12 protein-coding genes are annotated in these 16,112 nt (G+C 74.0%); 3 read left to right on the top strand and 9 right to left on the bottom strand.

Translation table 11 applies throughout. The features are described from left to right. Nucleotides 1-178 precede the first annotated feature (178 nt). From ABVB68_RS14370 to rimP, 9 genes are all read right to left on the bottom strand, one after another. On the bottom strand, nt 179-1,126 hold the full coding sequence (locus tag ABVB68_RS14370; protein ID WP_353601362.1) for a bifunctional riboflavin kinase/FAD synthetase: 948 nt from the start codon (nt 1,124-1,126) through the stop codon (nt 179-181). A gap of 377 nt (nt 1,127-1,503) precedes the next feature. Next, nucleotides 1,504-5,541, bottom strand: coding sequence for a trypsin-like peptidase domain-containing protein (locus ABVB68_RS14365; RefSeq protein ID WP_503006109.1), 4,038 nt, complete (start codon nt 5,539-5,541; stop codon nt 1,504-1,506). 1,031 nt (nt 5,542-6,572) lie between these two features. Continuing rightward, nucleotides 6,573-7,478: a tRNA pseudouridine(55) synthase TruB gene (truB, locus tag ABVB68_RS14360; RefSeq protein WP_353601361.1), complete on the bottom strand. Its 906-nt coding sequence runs from the start codon at nt 7,476-7,478 to the stop codon at nt 6,573-6,575. Next, a complete protein-coding gene (rbfA, locus tag ABVB68_RS14355) occupies nt 7,475-7,930 on the bottom strand; it encodes a 30S ribosome-binding factor RbfA (protein ID WP_353601360.1) in 456 nt (151 codons plus the stop codon). The genes truB and rbfA overlap by 4 nt, the downstream gene beginning before the upstream one ends. A gap of 40 nt (nt 7,931-7,970) precedes the next feature. Continuing rightward, nucleotides 7,971-8,264, bottom strand: a complete 294-nt coding sequence (locus ABVB68_RS14350; RefSeq protein WP_353601359.1) for a DUF503 domain-containing protein — start codon at nt 8,262-8,264, stop codon at nt 7,971-7,973. A gap of 187 nt (nt 8,265-8,451) precedes the next feature. Further along, on the bottom strand, nt 8,452-11,547 hold the full coding sequence (infB, locus tag ABVB68_RS14345; protein WP_353601358.1) for a translation initiation factor IF-2: 3,096 nt from the start codon (nt 11,545-11,547) through the stop codon (nt 8,452-8,454). Between the two features lie 145 nt (nt 11,548-11,692). Further along, on the bottom strand, nt 11,693-11,989 hold the full coding sequence (locus ABVB68_RS14340; protein ID WP_353601357.1) for a YlxR family protein: 297 nt from the start codon (nt 11,987-11,989) through the stop codon (nt 11,693-11,695). A gap of 114 nt (nt 11,990-12,103) precedes the next feature. Then, nucleotides 12,104-13,090: a transcription termination factor NusA gene (gene nusA / locus ABVB68_RS14335; RefSeq protein ID WP_353601356.1), complete on the bottom strand. Its 987-nt coding sequence runs from the start codon at nt 13,088-13,090 to the stop codon at nt 12,104-12,106. A 2-nt stretch (nt 13,091-13,092) separates the two neighbouring features. Next, nucleotides 13,093-13,602, bottom strand: a complete 510-nt coding sequence (gene rimP / locus ABVB68_RS14330) for a ribosome maturation factor RimP (RefSeq protein ID WP_353601355.1) — start codon at nt 13,600-13,602, stop codon at nt 13,093-13,095. Between the two features lie 205 nt (nt 13,603-13,807). Here rimP and ABVB68_RS14325 point away from each other — a divergent pair, with 205 nt between their 5' ends. The 3 genes from ABVB68_RS14325 (at nt 13,808) to ABVB68_RS14315 (ending at nt 16,103) form a co-directional block, all read left to right on the top strand. Then, the gene (locus ABVB68_RS14325; RefSeq protein ID WP_353601354.1) at nt 13,808-14,305 is read left to right on the top strand and encodes a hypothetical protein; all 498 of its coding nucleotides are present in this window, start codon (nt 13,808-13,810) and stop codon (nt 14,303-14,305) included. Next, nucleotides 14,302-14,796 carry a ferritin-like domain-containing protein gene (locus ABVB68_RS14320; RefSeq protein ID WP_353601353.1) on the top strand — a complete coding sequence of 165 codons (495 nt, stop codon included), beginning with the start codon at nt 14,302-14,304 and terminating at the stop codon, nt 14,794-14,796. Before ABVB68_RS14325 ends, ABVB68_RS14320 begins: the two co-directional genes overlap by 4 nt. 398 nt (nt 14,797-15,194) lie before the next feature. Then, on the top strand, nt 15,195-16,103 hold the full coding sequence (locus tag ABVB68_RS14315; RefSeq protein ID WP_353601352.1) for an aminoglycoside phosphotransferase family protein: 909 nt from the start codon (nt 15,195-15,197) through the stop codon (nt 16,101-16,103). Nucleotides 16,104-16,112 lie beyond the last annotated feature (9 nt).

The raw sequence follows: 16,112 nt of genomic DNA, 5'->3' as shown, positions 1-16,112 counted from the left end.
CGCGCAGACCGCTGCAGACCGCTGCAGACCGCGAACGAGCGGTACGACGAAGGGCGGCCGGTGCTCACCGCACCGGCCGCCCCTTCGCGTCGTGGAACTGGTGTAACTCCTGGAACCCGCGTAACTCCTGCAACCTGCGCGACTCGTGCAACCCGCGGCGGCCCTCGGGGGGGGGGGGCTACGCGTCCGCCGCCACGATCTCCCGGCACCGCTTCACGTCCGCCGCCATCTGCTCCAGCAATGCCTCCAGCGACTCGAACTTCGCCTGGCCGCGCACGTACGCGAGGAAGTCGACGGCGACGTGCAGGCCGTAGAGGTCCAGGCCGACGCGGTCGATCGCGTACGCCTCGACCGTGCGCTCGGTGCCGTCGAACTGCGGGTTCGTGCCGACGGAAATCGCGGCCGGCATGGCCTCGCCGTCGACGTGCAGATAGCCGGCGTACACACCGTCGGCGGGGATCGCGGTGTGCGGGAGCGTCTCGACGTTGGCCGTCGGGAAGCCCAGTTCGCGGCCGCGCTGGGCACCACGGACGACGATGCCCTCCACCCGGTGCGGGCGGCCCAGGATCTCCCTGGCCCCTTGGACGTCGCCCTCGGCGACCAGGCGGCGGGTCAGGGTCGAGGAGAACGCCTCGCCGCCGCCGGCCTCGCCGGTGACGTACAGGTCGACGACCTCGACCTCGAAGTCGTAGATCTTGCCCTGCTCGGTGAGGAACTCGACGTTGCCCGCCGCCTTGTGGCCGAAGCGGAAGTTCGGGCCCTCCACGACCGCCTTGGCGTGCAGCTTGTCCACCAGGACCTTCACGACGAAGTCGGCGGGCGACAGCTTCGAGAACTCGGTGGTGAAGGGGAGGATCAGGACGGCGTCGACGCCCAGCTCGGCCATGAGTTCGGCGCGGCGGTGGTGCGGGGCGAGCAGGGGCGGGTGGCTGCCGGGACGGACGACCTCGCTGGGGTGCGGGTCGAAGGTGACGACCACGGCCGGCACGCCCAGCTCGCGGGCGCGGTCGACGGCGTGCTTGATGATCAGCTGGTGACCACGGTGGACGCCGTCGTAGGAACCGATGGTGACGACGCTGCGCCCCCAGTCCTGGGGGATGTCCTCCAAGCCACGCCAGCGCTGCACTGTGACCGCTCCTCGAACCCGTGTCCGTGTCTACCTGACTCTTGTGCAGGTCTAAGGGTGCCATGCCGGGTGGCCGGCTCCGGCATCGGCATGGAGCCTGTGACGGGTCGCACGCTCAGGGTGGCGCTTCACCCGGCCCGCAGCCTCCGCGCCGCTCATGCCGGCCGTGCCGAGGGCACCACTCACGCCGCCCGCGTCACCCAGTCCGCCCAGGCCACCGGCACTGCCCCGGCCACTCACTCCGCCCGGGCCACCACCACTTCCGCCGGCCGCTCACCCCACCACACCGCCGCTTCCGCCGGCCGCTCACTCCGCCCAGGCCACCGCCACAGCTCCGGCACTCCCCCCGCTCACGCCACTCAGGCCCCTCATGCCGCTCATGCCGGAACACGTACGCCCGCCAGGTTCTCGAGCATGCGGCGGGTGCTGGGGCCGACCACGGCGGCCCAGTCGTCCGGGGCGTCGGTCAGCCAGCGGGTCATGAGGGCGGCGAATCCCGGCACGTGCCGGCCCAGGTCGACCAGGCCCCGGTCGAAGCGGGTGGCTCCCTCGGGGGTGCGGACGAGGAGCAGGCCGGTGCGGTGGACCAGTCCGCGCACCTCCTCGTCCTGCCGGCCGCACCCGTCTCCGGCCGCCGCGTGCAGGACGGCGTCCAGGACCGACGGCTCCCGCTCGTGCGTGAACACGACCTCCAGGAGTTCGCGGCGCAGTGGCCGCGAGGCGGGCGTGCCCGCGGCTGCGAGGACGAGGGCGAGGGCCGCCCGGACCTGTTCGGGGCCGCCGTCGAGCAGACCCGTGACGAGGGGCAGCAGTACGGGCCGGACGGTGGGCCCCTGCTCCAGCCGCCGGTCGACGTAGGCGGCGACGTGCCCGGCGGTCTCCGGGCGCAGCCGCACCACCTCACCGACGAGGGCGGCGACGCGGCGGGCCAGGGCCGGGGTGGTGACGTCGGCGAGGGTGCGCAGGGTGTCCCCGGCGTCCGGGCCGAGCAGGCGGGCGCGGAAGGTCTCCAGTACCGGTTCGGGGTGGGTGGTCAGGGCGGGGACCAGAGCGCCGGCCGGGACATGCGGGTCGCCGTCGGCGAAGTGGCGCAGGACCGCGGCGAGGTGCTGGTCGCGGGTGTCCGGGTCGCGGACCAGAAGGGCCAGGGCGCCGCCGTGCAGCGTGCAGTCGGCGGGGCGGGCGAGGAGGGCGAGTGCGGCGTGGCGCAGCAGTTCGCGGTCGGCCGCCGAGCGGACGTGGGGGGCCGCGCGCAGTCCGAACGTCACCGCCGCGACCCGGCGGGCGGGGCGCTCGTCGTGTGCCCAGCGGGTCACGGCCCGGCAGAGCGCGGACGGCTCGTCCTCGGCGAGGGTGGCGAGCAGTTCGTCGGCACGCCGGTGCGCGCTGCGCACCAGCACCTCGACGAGTTCGTCCAGGGCGGCGTGCCGGTGGGTGTGCAGCAGCGCCTGCGCGGCGGTGGCCACGGTGGCGTGCGGGGTCGCGGGCAGCGGCCGCTCGTCGTCGAACCAGTGGGTCAACTGCCGCTGTACGGCGACGGGCTGGGCGGCGAGCAGCCGGGCGGCGGCGTCGAGGTAGCGCTCGCCCGGCGTCGGCGGCGCCAGGTCCGCCAGGACGAGCCGGCGCAGCAGGTCGAGCCGCTCGGCGTCGCAGACGGGCACGGCGGTCCAGAAGGCCGGCCCCAACTCGGCGGGTACGGGCCGCCGTTCGCGCCGCCAGGCGACGATGCGGTCGGCGAGCGGGCGCAGTACCTCGGTGTACGGCGTCGCGTCCGGCACCTGGAGCAGGGTCCGGGCGAGCAGCCGGGCGGCCCACCAGGAGCCCGGATCGCGGTCCAGGACCTCGGCGAAGTCACTTAGCCGTACGGAGAGTTGCCGGTGGCCGTGCTGACGGGCGAGGAGGAGCAGAGCCTGGACGACCGGCCCGACGCGGTGACGGGGCACGGGGACGGGGTGGGCCTCCCCGGCGCCGCGGGGGCGGTGGACGAGGGCGTGCAGGGCTTCGTCCAGGTCGAGGTGGAGGCCCTGGATCCAGTCGGCCAGCTCCTCGTGGGCGAAGCGGTAGCCGTCGCCGGCCGGGACGAGGAGGCCTTCGGCCAGGACGGCGGAGGCCCAGCCGGTGCCGCCGCCCAGCCGGGCCGGGGCGGGCCCCCAGGGGAAGACCTCCTCGAACGACGCCTGGTCGAGCCCGCCCTGGCCGGGGCCGAGACTGCGCCGGGCGGCCTCGTGCACCTGTCCGGCCACCCGTGCCGCGAGCCGTCGTACGGCCGTGCCGCGCAGCCCGTTCTCGGCGGCGATCCGGACCGCGGTGCGCAGGCACATCAGGTCGAGGTGGGCGGCGAACACGTCGTGCCGGTCGACGGGGCCGGCGGCGGCCGGGGTGTCCGGTGCGGCGGCGAGGATCTCGGAGAGCAGCCGCAGGGTGAGCGGGTGCCGGGCGTCCCGGTCGCCGAGCGCACCGTCGGGGATGCCGTAGCGGGCGCGGGCCAGGCGCGCCTCGTCGTCGCCGAGTTCGGCGAGCCACACACAGGGCGGCAGCGGCTCGAACCGGCCGCCGGCGACAGCGGCATCGCCAGCGCCTGCGCCTGCGCCTGCGCCAGCGGCGTCGCCAACGCCTGCGGTATCGGCGGCGCCTGCGACCAGGGCGTAGGGCAGGCCTGCCGGCACGCCGAGAGGATCGGCTCGCCCGTCCGGCGCGGGAGAGAGACCCGCGTTACCGGCCGGAGCGCGCGACGAACCCGCGTGCCCCGCCGGCTCGGGAGACGAACCCGCGTCATCCGTCAGAGCGCGCGACGAACCCGCGTCATCCGCCGGCTCGGGAGACGCCGTCGGCGCAGGGGACTCACTCGCCGCAGAGGACGCACTCGGTGCGGAAGACGGGCCCAAGGACGGACTGGGCCCATAAGCCGGACCCGAGGACGGACTCGGCCCATAAGACGGCCCCGGAGACGGACTCGGCGCAGGGGTCGGACTCGGGTCCACGGGCGGCGGTGTCGGATGGGGCCGTGAAGTGCAGAGCAGGTCCGCCGGCGAGCGGGCCCCGGTCCGGTCCCAGCCGTGCGGGATGTGCAGCAGGTCCGCCGGGAACTGGGCGCCGGCCCGCTCCCAGTACTCCTCCCGGCAGGCCACCACCAGCCGCGCCCCGGTCTCCCGCAGCCAGTCGGCGGTCGCCCGGGCCCACTCGGGCAGCCGGTGGGCCAGGATCGGGGGCATCTCCTCGGGGCCGTCGAGGAGCAGCAGCAACCGGCGGCCGGCGCGGACGGCGAGACGGGCCAGGCGTTCGGGGGTGACGTCGCCGAGGTCCTCGCCGTGCCCCGGGCGGGAGGCGGAGACGATCCGGGCCGCCCGTTCCAGGGCGCGGCCCGCGGCGTCGGCCACGGACGCGTCGGTGTCCTCGAGGTCGGCGCCGCGCAGCCACAGCGTGGGGGCGGCACACTCGCCCCGGCCCCGGCGGGCCGCGAGGGCCGCGAGTTCCGTCGTACGGCCGCTGCCCGGGGCGCCGACGAGTCCCAGCACGCTCCGGTCGCCGTCGGCGAATGCCGTCAACTCCCTGGCCACTTCGACCCGTTCGACGGGCTCCACCGTGCCGGTGCGGGTGCCGTGCGGGCCGTCCTGGGGCATCGAGGTGGCGGTCAGCTCCTGGATGCCGGCGAGGTTCAGATCGGCGCCGTAGGCCGGGACGGTGGCCGCGTTGCGGACGAGGAGGTCCGCGAGGGGGCCGTCGGCGGGCCGCAGGGGTACCGCGAAGCCCGCGTCGCGCTGGGCGGTGTGCAGGGCCGTGCCGAGGACTCCGAGGACGGCGCCGGTACGGGCGTCGAGCACCGGCCCTCCGGCCGCCCCGCCGCCGAGCCGGAGCGCGTCCCGCCCGGCGGTGCCGATCGCCAGCTCCAAGGCGTCGTCGAGGAGGTGGAAGCGGTCCGTGGCGGTGTACGAGGCCTGGGTGGCGGCCAGCACCCGGGCCTCGCGCCAGCAGCCCGCGGCGACCCGCACATAGGTGCCGGCGTCGATCCGCTCCCGCACGGTCAGCGGCAGCGGCTCCACGCCCAGGCCCTCGGTGCGCACCAGGGCCAGGTTGCGTTCGGGCAGCGGGATGACGGCGTCGGCGCCGACCACGCAGGTGCGGTCACCGGCCGCGTGCAGCACCAGCCGGGGCAGGCCGTCGACCGCCTCGTGGCTGGTGAGAAGGGTGCCCTCGTGGTCCGCGAGGAAGCCGGTGCCGCGGGGCCGGCCGGCCAGGTCACGGACGCGGACGAGACCCGCGCCGGCCGGGCAGCCCGTGCCGTCGGCGAGATCGGCCTCGCTCTCCTCACCCCGCAGGCCCCACGTGCCCTCGGCGGACCACCCGGCACCATCGCGGCCGCCCTCGGCGAACCCACCGGCCTCGCCACGTCCGCGACCGGCACGGTGGCCGGACACACCGGCACCGCCTCGTACGCCCCACGCACCCTCAGCGGCCCCACCGCGCACACCGTGGCCGACCCCACTGACCACGTCACGCACGCCACCGGCACCGGCACCCTCACCGGACACACCGGCACCACCGCGCACCCCTTGGCCGAACCCACTGGCCTCATCACGCACGCCACCGGCCCCACCGCGCACACCGTGGCCGACCCCACTGACCACGTCACGCACGCCACCGGCACCGGCACCGGACACACCGGCACCACCCCACGCGCCCCCGGCCGACCCACCGGTACCGCCGCAGACATCCCACGCGCTCTCGGCCAGCCCACCCGTACCGTGTGTCGTCTCGTGCGTGCCGTTCACACTCGTGTCGTCCGGCGTCGCCCGGTGCCCGAATCCGGTGCGCGGGCCCCGTCCCGCCATCGCCGTACCTCCCGTCCGTCCACCTAACCTGCCCCGACGGTAGGTGCGTGGTGATCGACGGGACAGATCGCGCGGTGAACGCGCCCCCTTCCGCTCCCCTGGTTCACTCCGAGCGCCTGCCCGGACGGGTGAATAGGGGCGGGCCGCTGGATAACCCTAGGGGTGGGGGAACCGAGGGGGGGACCGTGGAGCGGCGGCAGGGGTTCACCCCCGTGGCCCGGCCGCCGCTCCACGGACAACGCTTGTGCGGGTGCCCTCGGTCACCACCACTCCACAGGCAAGCCGTCCATGCAGGTGCTCCGCCACCCCCGCGGGTGCCCCCGGCCGCCGCTCCACAGACAGGCCGTCCATGCAGGTGCCAACGGCCACCCCGTAGCTCCCCCCGGCCACGACTCCGCAGGCAAGCCACCCACCCAGGTGCCCCGGCCACCGCTCCACAGACAAGAACCACCCAGATGCCCCGGCCACGACTCCCCAGGCAAGCCGCCCACCCAGCTCCCCCCGGCCACGACTCCCCAGGCAAGCCGCCCACGCCGGTGCCACCCGGCCACCCCGTAGCTCCGCCGGCCCCGCTCCACAGGCAGCAGTCCGCGCGAGTGCTCGGGGGCCGCGATGCCTCAGCCGAAGACGGCCAGGCTCTTCGCCTTGCCCTTGTGTTCCTCGACGAGGGCGAGGAAGCGGCCCTCGGGGTCGAACACGGCGATGGGGCCGGCGCCCGCGTACTCGCCGGGCATCTCCAGCCGGACGCCGTTCAGCAGCAGCCGCGCGCGCCGCTCGTCGACCTCCCAGCGTGGGAAGGCGGCCGTGGCGGCCTCGGCGATCGGCAGCACGGTCAGCTCCTTCTGGAGCTGGTCCAGCGTGTGCGCCGCGTCGAGCTTGTACGGCCCGACCCGGGTCCGGCGCAGCGCGGTGAGGTGGCCGCCGACGCCCAGGTCGGCGCCCAGGTCGCGGGCGATGGCGCGGATGTAGGTGCCGGACGAGCAGACCACGGACACGACCAGGTCGAGGACCTGGGTGCCGTCCTCGGCGACGGCGTCGCGCACGTCGTACACCGTGAAGGAGGAGATCGTCACCGGCCGGGCGGGGATCTCGAAGTCCTCGCCCTCGCGGGCCCGCTTGTACGAGCGCACGCCGTCGATCTTGATGGCGCTGACCTTGGACGGCACCTGCATGATGTCGCCGGTCATCTTGGCGATGCCGGCGTCGATGGCCTCCCGGGTCACCCTGGAGGCGTCGGTGGACGAGGTGATCTCGCCCTCGGCGTCGTCGGTGAGGGTGTTCTGGCCCAGGCGGATGGTGCCGAGGTACTCCTTCTCGGTGAGCGCGAGGTGCCCGAGGAGCTTGGTGGCGCGCTCGATGCCGAGGACCAGGACGCCGGTCGCCATCGGGTCCAGGGTGCCCGCGTGGCCGACGCGGCGGGTCCTGGCGATCCCCCGCATCTTGGCGACCACGTCGTGCGAAGTGAAGCCCGACGGCTTGTCGACGATGACGAGGCCGTCGGGCGGGGTGGGCTTGCTGGTCATTCGGCGGCGTCGTCCGTCTCGTCGTCTTCCTCGCCCGGCTTGCGGTACGGGTCCGCGTCACCGGCGTACTTGGCGCCCGCGGACACCTCGCGCACCTTCTCGTCGGACTGGCGTGCCTTGTCGAGCAGGTCCTCGATGGTCCGGGCGGTGTCCGGGAGGGCGTCCGCCACGAAGGTCAGGGTCGGCGTGAACTTCACACCGGCGGCGGCGCCGACGGCCGAGCGGAGGACGCCCTTGGCGCTCTCCAGTCCGGCGGCGGCCGCCTGCCGCTCCTCGTCGTCGCCGTAGACCGTGTAGAAGACGGTCGCCTCCCGCAGGTCGCCCGTGACCCTGGTGTCCGTGATGGTGACGTGCGAGCCGAGCCGCGGGTCCTTGATCCCGCGCTGCAGCTTCTGGGCCACCACCTCCCGGATGAGGTCCGCCAGCCTTTTCGCCCGCGCGTTGTCGGCCACTGGTCCGTCTCCCGTTCTTTCTCTTGCTTGCGTTTCGTGGTCAGTCGTCGTCGCCGTGGAAGCGCCGTCGCACGGACAGCAGCTCCACCTCGGGGCGGCCGGCGACCAGCCGTTCGCACCGGTCCAGGACGTCGGTGATGTGCGCCGCGTCGCCGGAGACCATGGCCAGGCCGATGATCGTGCGCCGGTGGAGGTCCATGTGCTCCACCTCGGCCGCGCTCACCGCGTACTTCCGCTGGAGTTCGGCGACGATCGGGCGGACGACGGAGCGCTTCTCCTTCAGCGAGTGGACGTCGCCGAGGAGCAGGTCGAAGGACAGAGTCCCCACGTACATGTGTGTAACCGGTTCACCCGCCGGTACGGGATCGATGGCCCCGGGTCCGTGTGGGTCGGGGACATCAAGAACGGTACCGCGAACCCGTCGATGGCTCGACAGGGTTTCCCGGCACCGTCGGTTCGGGAAAAGCCGTGCTGGCCGGCGGAACCGGGGTTCCGCCGGCCAGCATCAGGACCGTGGGCCGTTACGCCCGCGGCTTCTCGCGCATCTCGTACGTCGCGATGACGTCGTCGACCTTGATGTCGTTGAAGTTTCCGAGGTTGATACCACCCTCGAAGCCTTCGCGGATCTCGGTGACGTCGTCCTTGAAGCGACGCAGGCCCTCGATGTTGAGGTTCTCCGCGATGACCTTGCCGTCGCGGATGAGGCGCGCCTTGGTGTTGCGGCGGACCTCGCCGGAGCGGATGAGCACACCCGCGATGTTGCCCAGCTTGGACGAACGGAAGACCTCGCGGATCTCCGCCGTGCCGAGCTCGACCTCCTCGTACTCCGGCTTCAGCATGCCCTTCAGGGCCGCCTCGATCTCCTCGATCGCCTGGTAGATGACCGAGTAGTACCGGACGTCCACACCTTCGCGCTCGGCCATCTGCGCCGCGCGGCCTGCCGCACGGACGTTGAAGCCGATCACGATGGCGTCGGAACCCATCGCCAGGTCGATGTCGGACTCCGTGACCGCACCGACGCCGCGGTGCAGGACGCGGATGTCGACCTCTTCGCCGACGTCCAGCTGGAGCAGCGAGGACTCGAGGGCCTCGACGGAACCAGAGGCGTCACCCTTGATGATCAGGTTCAGCTGCTGGACCTCGCCGGCCTTGAGCACCTTGTCCAGGTCCTCCAGCGACACGCGGCGCGTGCGCTTGGCGAACGCGGCGTTGCGCTCACGGGCGGCGCGCTTCTCGGCGATCTGACGGGCCGTACGGTCCTCGTCCACCACCAGGAAGTTGTCGCCCGCACCCGGGACGTTGGTCAGGCCCAGGACCTGGACCGGCGTCGACGGGCCCGCCTCGGCGACGTTGTTGCCGTTGTCGTCGAGCATGGCGCGCACACGGCCGTAGGCGTCGCCCACCACCATCGTGTCGCCGACCCGCAGCGTGCCTCGCTGGACGAGGACCGTCGCCACGGCACCGCGGCCGCGGTCGAGACGGGACTCGATCGAGATGCCCTGCGCGTCCTGGTGCGGGTTGGCCCGCAGGTCGAGCGAGGCGTCGGCCGTGAGGACCACGGCCTCAAGCAGCGAGTCGATGTGCAGACCCTGCTTGGCGGAGATGTCGACGAACATGGTGTCGCCGCCGTACTCCTCGGCCACCAGGCCGTACTCGGTCAGCTGACCGCGCACCTTGGTCGGGTCGGCGCCCTCGACGTCGATCTTGTTGACCGCGACCACGATCGGCACGTCGGCCGCCTTGGCGTGGTTGAGCGCCTCGACCGTCTGCGGCATGACGCCGTCGTTGGCCGCGACGACCAGGATCGCGATGTCGGTCGACTTCGCACCACGGGCACGCATGGCGGTGAACGCCTCGTGACCCGGGGTGTCGATGAAGGTGATCCTGCGCTCTTCGTCGTTGACCTCGGTCGAGACCTGGTAGGCACCGATGTGCTGGGTGATGCCACCGGCCTCGCCGGCGATGACGTTCGTCTTGCGGATCGCGTCGAGCAGGCGGGTCTTACCGTGGTCGACGTGACCCATGACGGTCACGACCGGCGGACGGACGACCAGGTCCTCCTCGGAGCCCTCGTCCTCACCGAACTCGATGTCGAAGGACTCGAGCAGCTCGCGGTCCTCCTCCTCGGGGCTGACGATCTGAACCGTGTAGTTCATCTCGCCGGCGAGGAGCTCCAGCGTCTCGTCGGACACGGACTGGGTCGCCGTGACCATCTCGCCGAGGTTCAACATGACCGCGACGAGCGACGCCGGGTTGGCGTTGATCTTCTCCGCGAAGTCGGTGAGGGACGCACCGCGCGACAGGCGAATGGCTTCGCCGTTGCCGCGAGGCAGCATCACGCCGCCGACCGACGGGGCCTGCATGGCCTCGTACTCCTGGCGCCTCTGCCGCTTCGACTTGCGGCCACGACGCGCGGGACCGCCGGGACGGCCGAAGGCGCCCTGCGTGCCACCACGGCCACCGGGACCACCGGGACGGCCACCGAAGCCGGGACGGCCACCGCCGCCACCGCCGGGACCACCGGGACGGCCGGCGAAACCGCCACCGCCACCGCCGGGACCACCGGGACGGCCGGCGAAGCCGCCACCGCCACCGCCACCCGGACGGCCGGCGAAGCCGCCGCCACCGGGACGACCGCCGCCGCCACCGCCGGGACGACCGCCGCCACCGGGACCGCGGCCGCCGGGGCCACCGCCGCCGGGACGCGGGCCGGCAGCCGGACGCTGCGGCATCATGCCGGGGTTCGGACGCGGGCCGCCGGCCGGGCCGGGACGCGGGCCGCCCTGCGGGCGGGGCATGCCGGACGGCGACGGGCGGGAACCGCCGGGACCCTGGGGACGCGGACCGCCGCCCTGGGCGCCGGGCGCCTGCGGACGGGGACCGGCGCCGGGGGCACCGGGACCGCCGGGACGCGGTCCGCCCTGCGGGCGCGGAGCCTGCGGGCGGGCCATGCCGGTGGAGCCACCGGAGGTGAAGGGGTTGTTGCCCGGACGGGGACCGGCCGGACGGGAGCCCGGACGCTGGCCCTGGCCACCGGAGCGCGGAGCGCCCTGGCCCGGACGGGACGCCTGGCCCTGACCGGGAGCCGGACGGCCACCGGGCTTGGGGGCACCCGGACGGGCGCCGGGACGCGGACCCTGGGCGGCCGGAGCCTGCGGGGTCTGGGCGGCCGGAGCCTGCGGGGTCTGCGCGGCCGGGGCGGCCGGCGGAGCGGTGAACTCCGGGGCGGCCGGAGCCGGACGCGGCGCGGGCTTGGGGCCCGGGACCGGACGCGGACCCGAGGCGGGCGCCGAGGACGCCGCCGGGGCGGCGGGCTGCTGCGCGGCCGGAGCCTGCGGAGCCGCCTTGGGGGCCGGCGGCCTCGGGGCAGCCGGACGTGCCGCCTGCACCGGGGAGGGCGCGGCGGGCTTGGGGGATGCCTTGCGCGGGGCGGGCTTACCGGCGGACTTGCCGTTGCCACCACCCTGGAAGGCGTCGGTCAGCTTACGTACAACCGGCGCTTCGATGGTCGAAGACGCCGAACGGACGAATTCACCGAGTTCCTGGAGCTTGGCCATGACGACCTTGCTCTCGACACCGAACTCCTTGGCGAGTTCGTATACCCGGACCTTAGCCACTTCGCTCCTTTGAGGTCCGGGTTGAAGCCGGACCGTCGCTAGTTCATGGGCGTACTCATCGCGTACTCATCGAGTGCTCATCGCAATCTCGACCTGCTTTCGACTCGCGAGGTACCAGGCCGCACGGGGTTCCGTACGGCACGTCTTACGGTGTTGCCTGCTCGGCAACTGTTGTCTGCTCGACGTATCGGCGCAACGCCTTTGTGTCGAGCGCTCCCGGGACGCGCAGTGCCCGCGGGAACGCCCGGCGGCGGACCGCCAGGTCGAGACAGACCAGGGCGGGGTGCACATAGACACCCCGGCCGGGCAGCGTACCGCGAGGATCGGGGACGCAGGCGCCCTCGATCTCCACGATCCGCAAAAGATCGTTCTTGGCCGCTCGCTCCCGGCACCCGACACAGGTGCGTTCCGGGCATGCTCGGGCGTGCGTCCGGCCAGACACGGTTAAGTCTACCTCCCCGTTCCGACCTCATCCCTACCGGGTAAAGATCGAACGGTTGTTGTCGTAAACGAAGCGACCCGCGGCCGGGATCTATTCCCCGCCCGCGACCAGGCCCTAGTCCTCAGCCTGCTCGGTGTCGGGCCTGATGTCGATCCGCCAGCCGGTGAGCCGGGCCGCCAGGCGGGCGTTCTGGCCCTCCTTGCCGATCGCCAGCGACAGCTGGTAGTCCGGCACGGTCACCCGGGCGGAGCGGGCGGCCAGGTCGACGACGTCCACCTTGCTCACCCGAGCGGGTGACAGCGCGTTCGCCACCATCTCGGCCGGGTCGTCCGACCAGTCGACGATGTCGATCTTCTCGCCGTTCAGTTCGCCCATGACGTTGCGCACCCGGCCGCCCATGGGGCCGATGCACGCGCCCTTGGCGTTCAGACCCGAACGGGTGGACCGTACGGCGATCTTCGTGCGGTGACCGGCCTCACGGGCGATCGCCGCGATCTCCACCGAGCCGTCGGCGATCTCCGGCACCTCCAGGGCGAAGAGCTTCTTCACCAGGTTGGGGTGCGTGCGCGAGAGGGTCACCGAGGGACCGCGCACGCCCTTGGCGACGCGGACGACGTACGACCGCAGCCGCAGGCCGTGCGGGTACGTCTCGCCGGGCACCTGCTCCTGCACCGGCAGGATCGCCTCGAGCTTGCCGATGTCCACGAGCACGTTCTTCGGGTCGCGGCCCTGCTGGACCACGCCGGTGACGATGTCGCCCTCGCGGCCGGCGTACTCGCCGAGCGTCGCGTCGTCCTCGGCGTCGCGCAGCCGCTGCAGGATCACCTGCTTGGCGGTGGTGGCGGCGATACGGCCGAAGCCGGACGGGGTGTCGTCGAACTCGCGGACCTCCTGGCCCTCCTCGAGGTCCTCCGGGTCCTCCTTCGCCCACACGGTCACGTGCCCGGTCTCCCGGTTGAGCTCCACGCGCGCGTGCCGGCGGCTTCCCTCGGTGCGGTGGTAGGCGATGAGGAGGGCCGACTCGATCGCCTCGACCAGCAGGTCGAAGGAGATCTCCTTCTCCCGCACCAAGCCCCGCAGGGCGCTCATGTCGATGTCCACGGCTACGCCTCCTCCTCTTCCTTCATGTCCTTCTTGTCCTTGCGGTTGAACTCGACCTGCACGCGCGCCCGGTCGATCTCCGGGAAGCCGAGCCGGCGAGTGGTGGCCTTGCGGCCCTTGACCCCGGGCACCTCGACCTCGAGGCCGTCGTCGTCGACGGTGAGGATCCGCGCGACCAGTTCGCCGCCCTCGGTCAGCTGGAATCTCACGAGCCGGTCGATGGCGCGCACGAAGTGCCGGTGCTCGCTGAGGAGGCGCTCCGCGCCGGGGGTCCCGACCTCCAGGTCGTACGCCGCGTCACCCATCGCGTCGGTCTCGTCGAGCTTCGCCGAGAGCGCACGGCTCACATCGGCGATGGCGTCCAGATCCGCCCCGGTGTCGGAGTCGACGACCACGCGCAGCACCCGCTTGCGTCCGACGGAGTCGACAGCGATCTCTTCGAGATCCAGCCCCTGGGAGGTGACGAGCGGTTCGAGCAGCTCTCGCAGCCTCTCGCTCTGGGTGGTGCTCATCCGGGTGACTCCTCGGCCGCGTGTGCTGTTGTGGGATGGGTCGCGTGTCTGGTCAAAGGGTATCCGGTCGCGAGAGGTGTTGCCGTCCACCTGTGTACGGGCGGTGCCGGTGAGTGGTGCGCGGGGGGCGCGCGGGTACGGTGATCACGGGCGTGCCGCCCGAAGCCGTACTTCCCCTGTCACGAGTTCCCCGAGGACGTCCGCAGTGCCGTACTCCCCACCACCGCGCACCCCCTCGGGGCCGCGCAGAAGATCACTGCTCGCCTCGGCCGCGGGTGCCGCCCTGCTGGTGGGCTGCTCGGCCGATCCCGGCTCCGGCGGCGACGGGCCGTCCGCCACCGCCGAGGCACGCGCGCGTGCCGCGCGGGACAGCCGCGGGCTGCTGGAGCGGTACGACGCCGTGCTGGCGGCCCATCCCGGGCTGGCCGGGCGGCTGCGCCCGCTGCGCGACCAGGTCGCGGCACACGTCCAGGCGTTCGGGGGCGGTGCGACGCCCACGCCGGCGGCGTCCTCGGCCTCCCCCGCCCCGGTCCCGGCCGCCGAGCGGGACGCGGTCGCCGCGCTGGCCGCCGCCGAGCGCGCTCTGGCCGACCGGCGGGCCGCGGACCTGCTGGAGGTGCCGGGCGAGCAGGCGCGGCTGCTGGCCTCGGCCGCGGCGGCCGGAGCGGCGCACGCCTACCTGCTGACGGAGGGGGCGAAGTGAGCGGACAGGTGAGCGAGGCCGAGCTGACCGCGCTGCAGGCGGCGCTGGCGGCGGAGCACGCGGCGGTGTACGGGTACGGCGTCGTCGGCGGCCGCATCGGCGAACGGGGGCGCGCCGAGGCGCTGGCCGCGTACGACGGCCACCGGGCGCGCCGGGACGCGCTGGTGCGCGAGGTGCGCGATCTGGGCGGCGAGCCGGTCGCGGCGAGCGCCGCGTACGCGCTGCCGTTCCAGGTGTCCGACGCGGCGGCCGCGGCACGGCTGGCCGCCGGGCTCGAGGACCGGGTGGCCGGGGTGTACGCGGACCTGGTGCGGGCGGCGACGGGCACGCGGCGCGGCTCGGCGGCCGCGGCGCTGCGCGAGTCCGCGGTGCGGGCGGTGCGCTGGGGCGGGAGGAGCGTAGCCTTCCCTGGGCTCGCCGAGCGGTCCTCCGGCGAGGGCACCGGTGCCGCCGGCACGGCCCCGTCGGCCTCCGCCTCGGTGCCCGGATAGGCACGGGACGGGACGGACCGGGCGGTAGGGCCGGCCCCGGCCGGGCCCGGCGCGACGGGACCGGTGCGGCGGGTCCCGCCCGCAGGACCCGTGACGGGGCTCGTGGGACGGATCCCGACGGGACCCGGTGACCGGTGCGCGTCCGCCAGGGCCTGACGACCCGGTCTCGTGGACCGGGCCCGTACGACCGGTGCCGTAAGTCCGGACCCTTACGGCAGGTCGCGTACGGCAGGTCTCGGGCAGCCGTCCCGGGCGGCGGCGGGCACGGGAGATCCCGCCCGGGAGGCCTCGCACGACGGGGGTCCTGGGGCGGGGCGCGACGGCAGGGCCCGGACGGCATGGGCCGCGACGACAGGATCCGTGAGAGCGGGATCCGTGGAGAAGGGAACGACTCGCGCATGGCTTTCGAACCGCCGCAGCGCCTGGTGCGCGCGCTCGGTGAGACCGCACCGGCCGGGGACGACTGGCTGGCGCGGCTGCCCGAGGCGGCCGAGCGGGCCGTCACCCGGCGCGGGTCGACCGTCGAGCGGGTCCAGGTGCCGGGGGGCCGCAGCAGCCTGGTCGTGCTGATCCGGCGGGCGGACGGCAGCCCGGCGGTCCTGAAACTGGCCCCGCCACGGGCCCGGCCCGAGAGCGAACGGGCGGCGCTGGCGCACTGGGCCGGACTGGGCGCCGTACAGCTGCTGGACGCGGATCCGGAGGACGTCGCGGAGGGTGTGCTGCTGCTGGAGCGGCTGCATCCGGACGTGTCGGTGCGGTCGCTGCCGGAGGCGAAGGCGCTGCTGGAGGCGGCGGGGACGCTGCGCCGGCTGTGGGTGGAGCCGCCGGCCGGTCATGTCTTCGAGACCGTCGGGGAGCGCACCGGGCGGCAGGCGGCGGCCATGCGGGCGGGCGCCGAGGCCGATCCCGGGACGGCGCCGCTGGTCGACGCGGCGCTCGCGGCCCGTGAGGAGCTGCTGGCCGGGCCGCCGGAGCAGCGGTTGCTGCATGGCACGTTCCGGCAGAGCAAGGTGCTCTCCGGAGATCGGATGCCGTGGCTCGCGGTGGGCCCGGACCCGGTGGTCGGCGAGTCCGCCTTCGACCTGGCGCGGCTGGTGCGGGACCGGGTGGAGGACCTGATCGCCGCGCCGTCCGGCCCCTCGACCACACGGCGCCGCATCAAGCGGCTCGCGGAGTCGCTCGAGGTGGATCAGGAACGGCTGCGGGGCTGGACGCTGTTCCGGGCGGTGGAGTCGGGCGTCCGCGCACTGCGGGTGGGCCGGCCGAAGGACGGGGAACTACTGCTGGAGTTCGCAAGCTGGCTCTAGCGGCTCCGG

Origin of the sequence: Streptomyces sp. NPDC096012 (assembly GCF_040426375.1) — a bacterium.
Lineage (GTDB): Bacteria > Actinomycetota > Actinomycetes > Streptomycetales > Streptomycetaceae > Streptomyces.
This window is presented reverse-complemented; position numbering and strand designations above follow the sequence as displayed.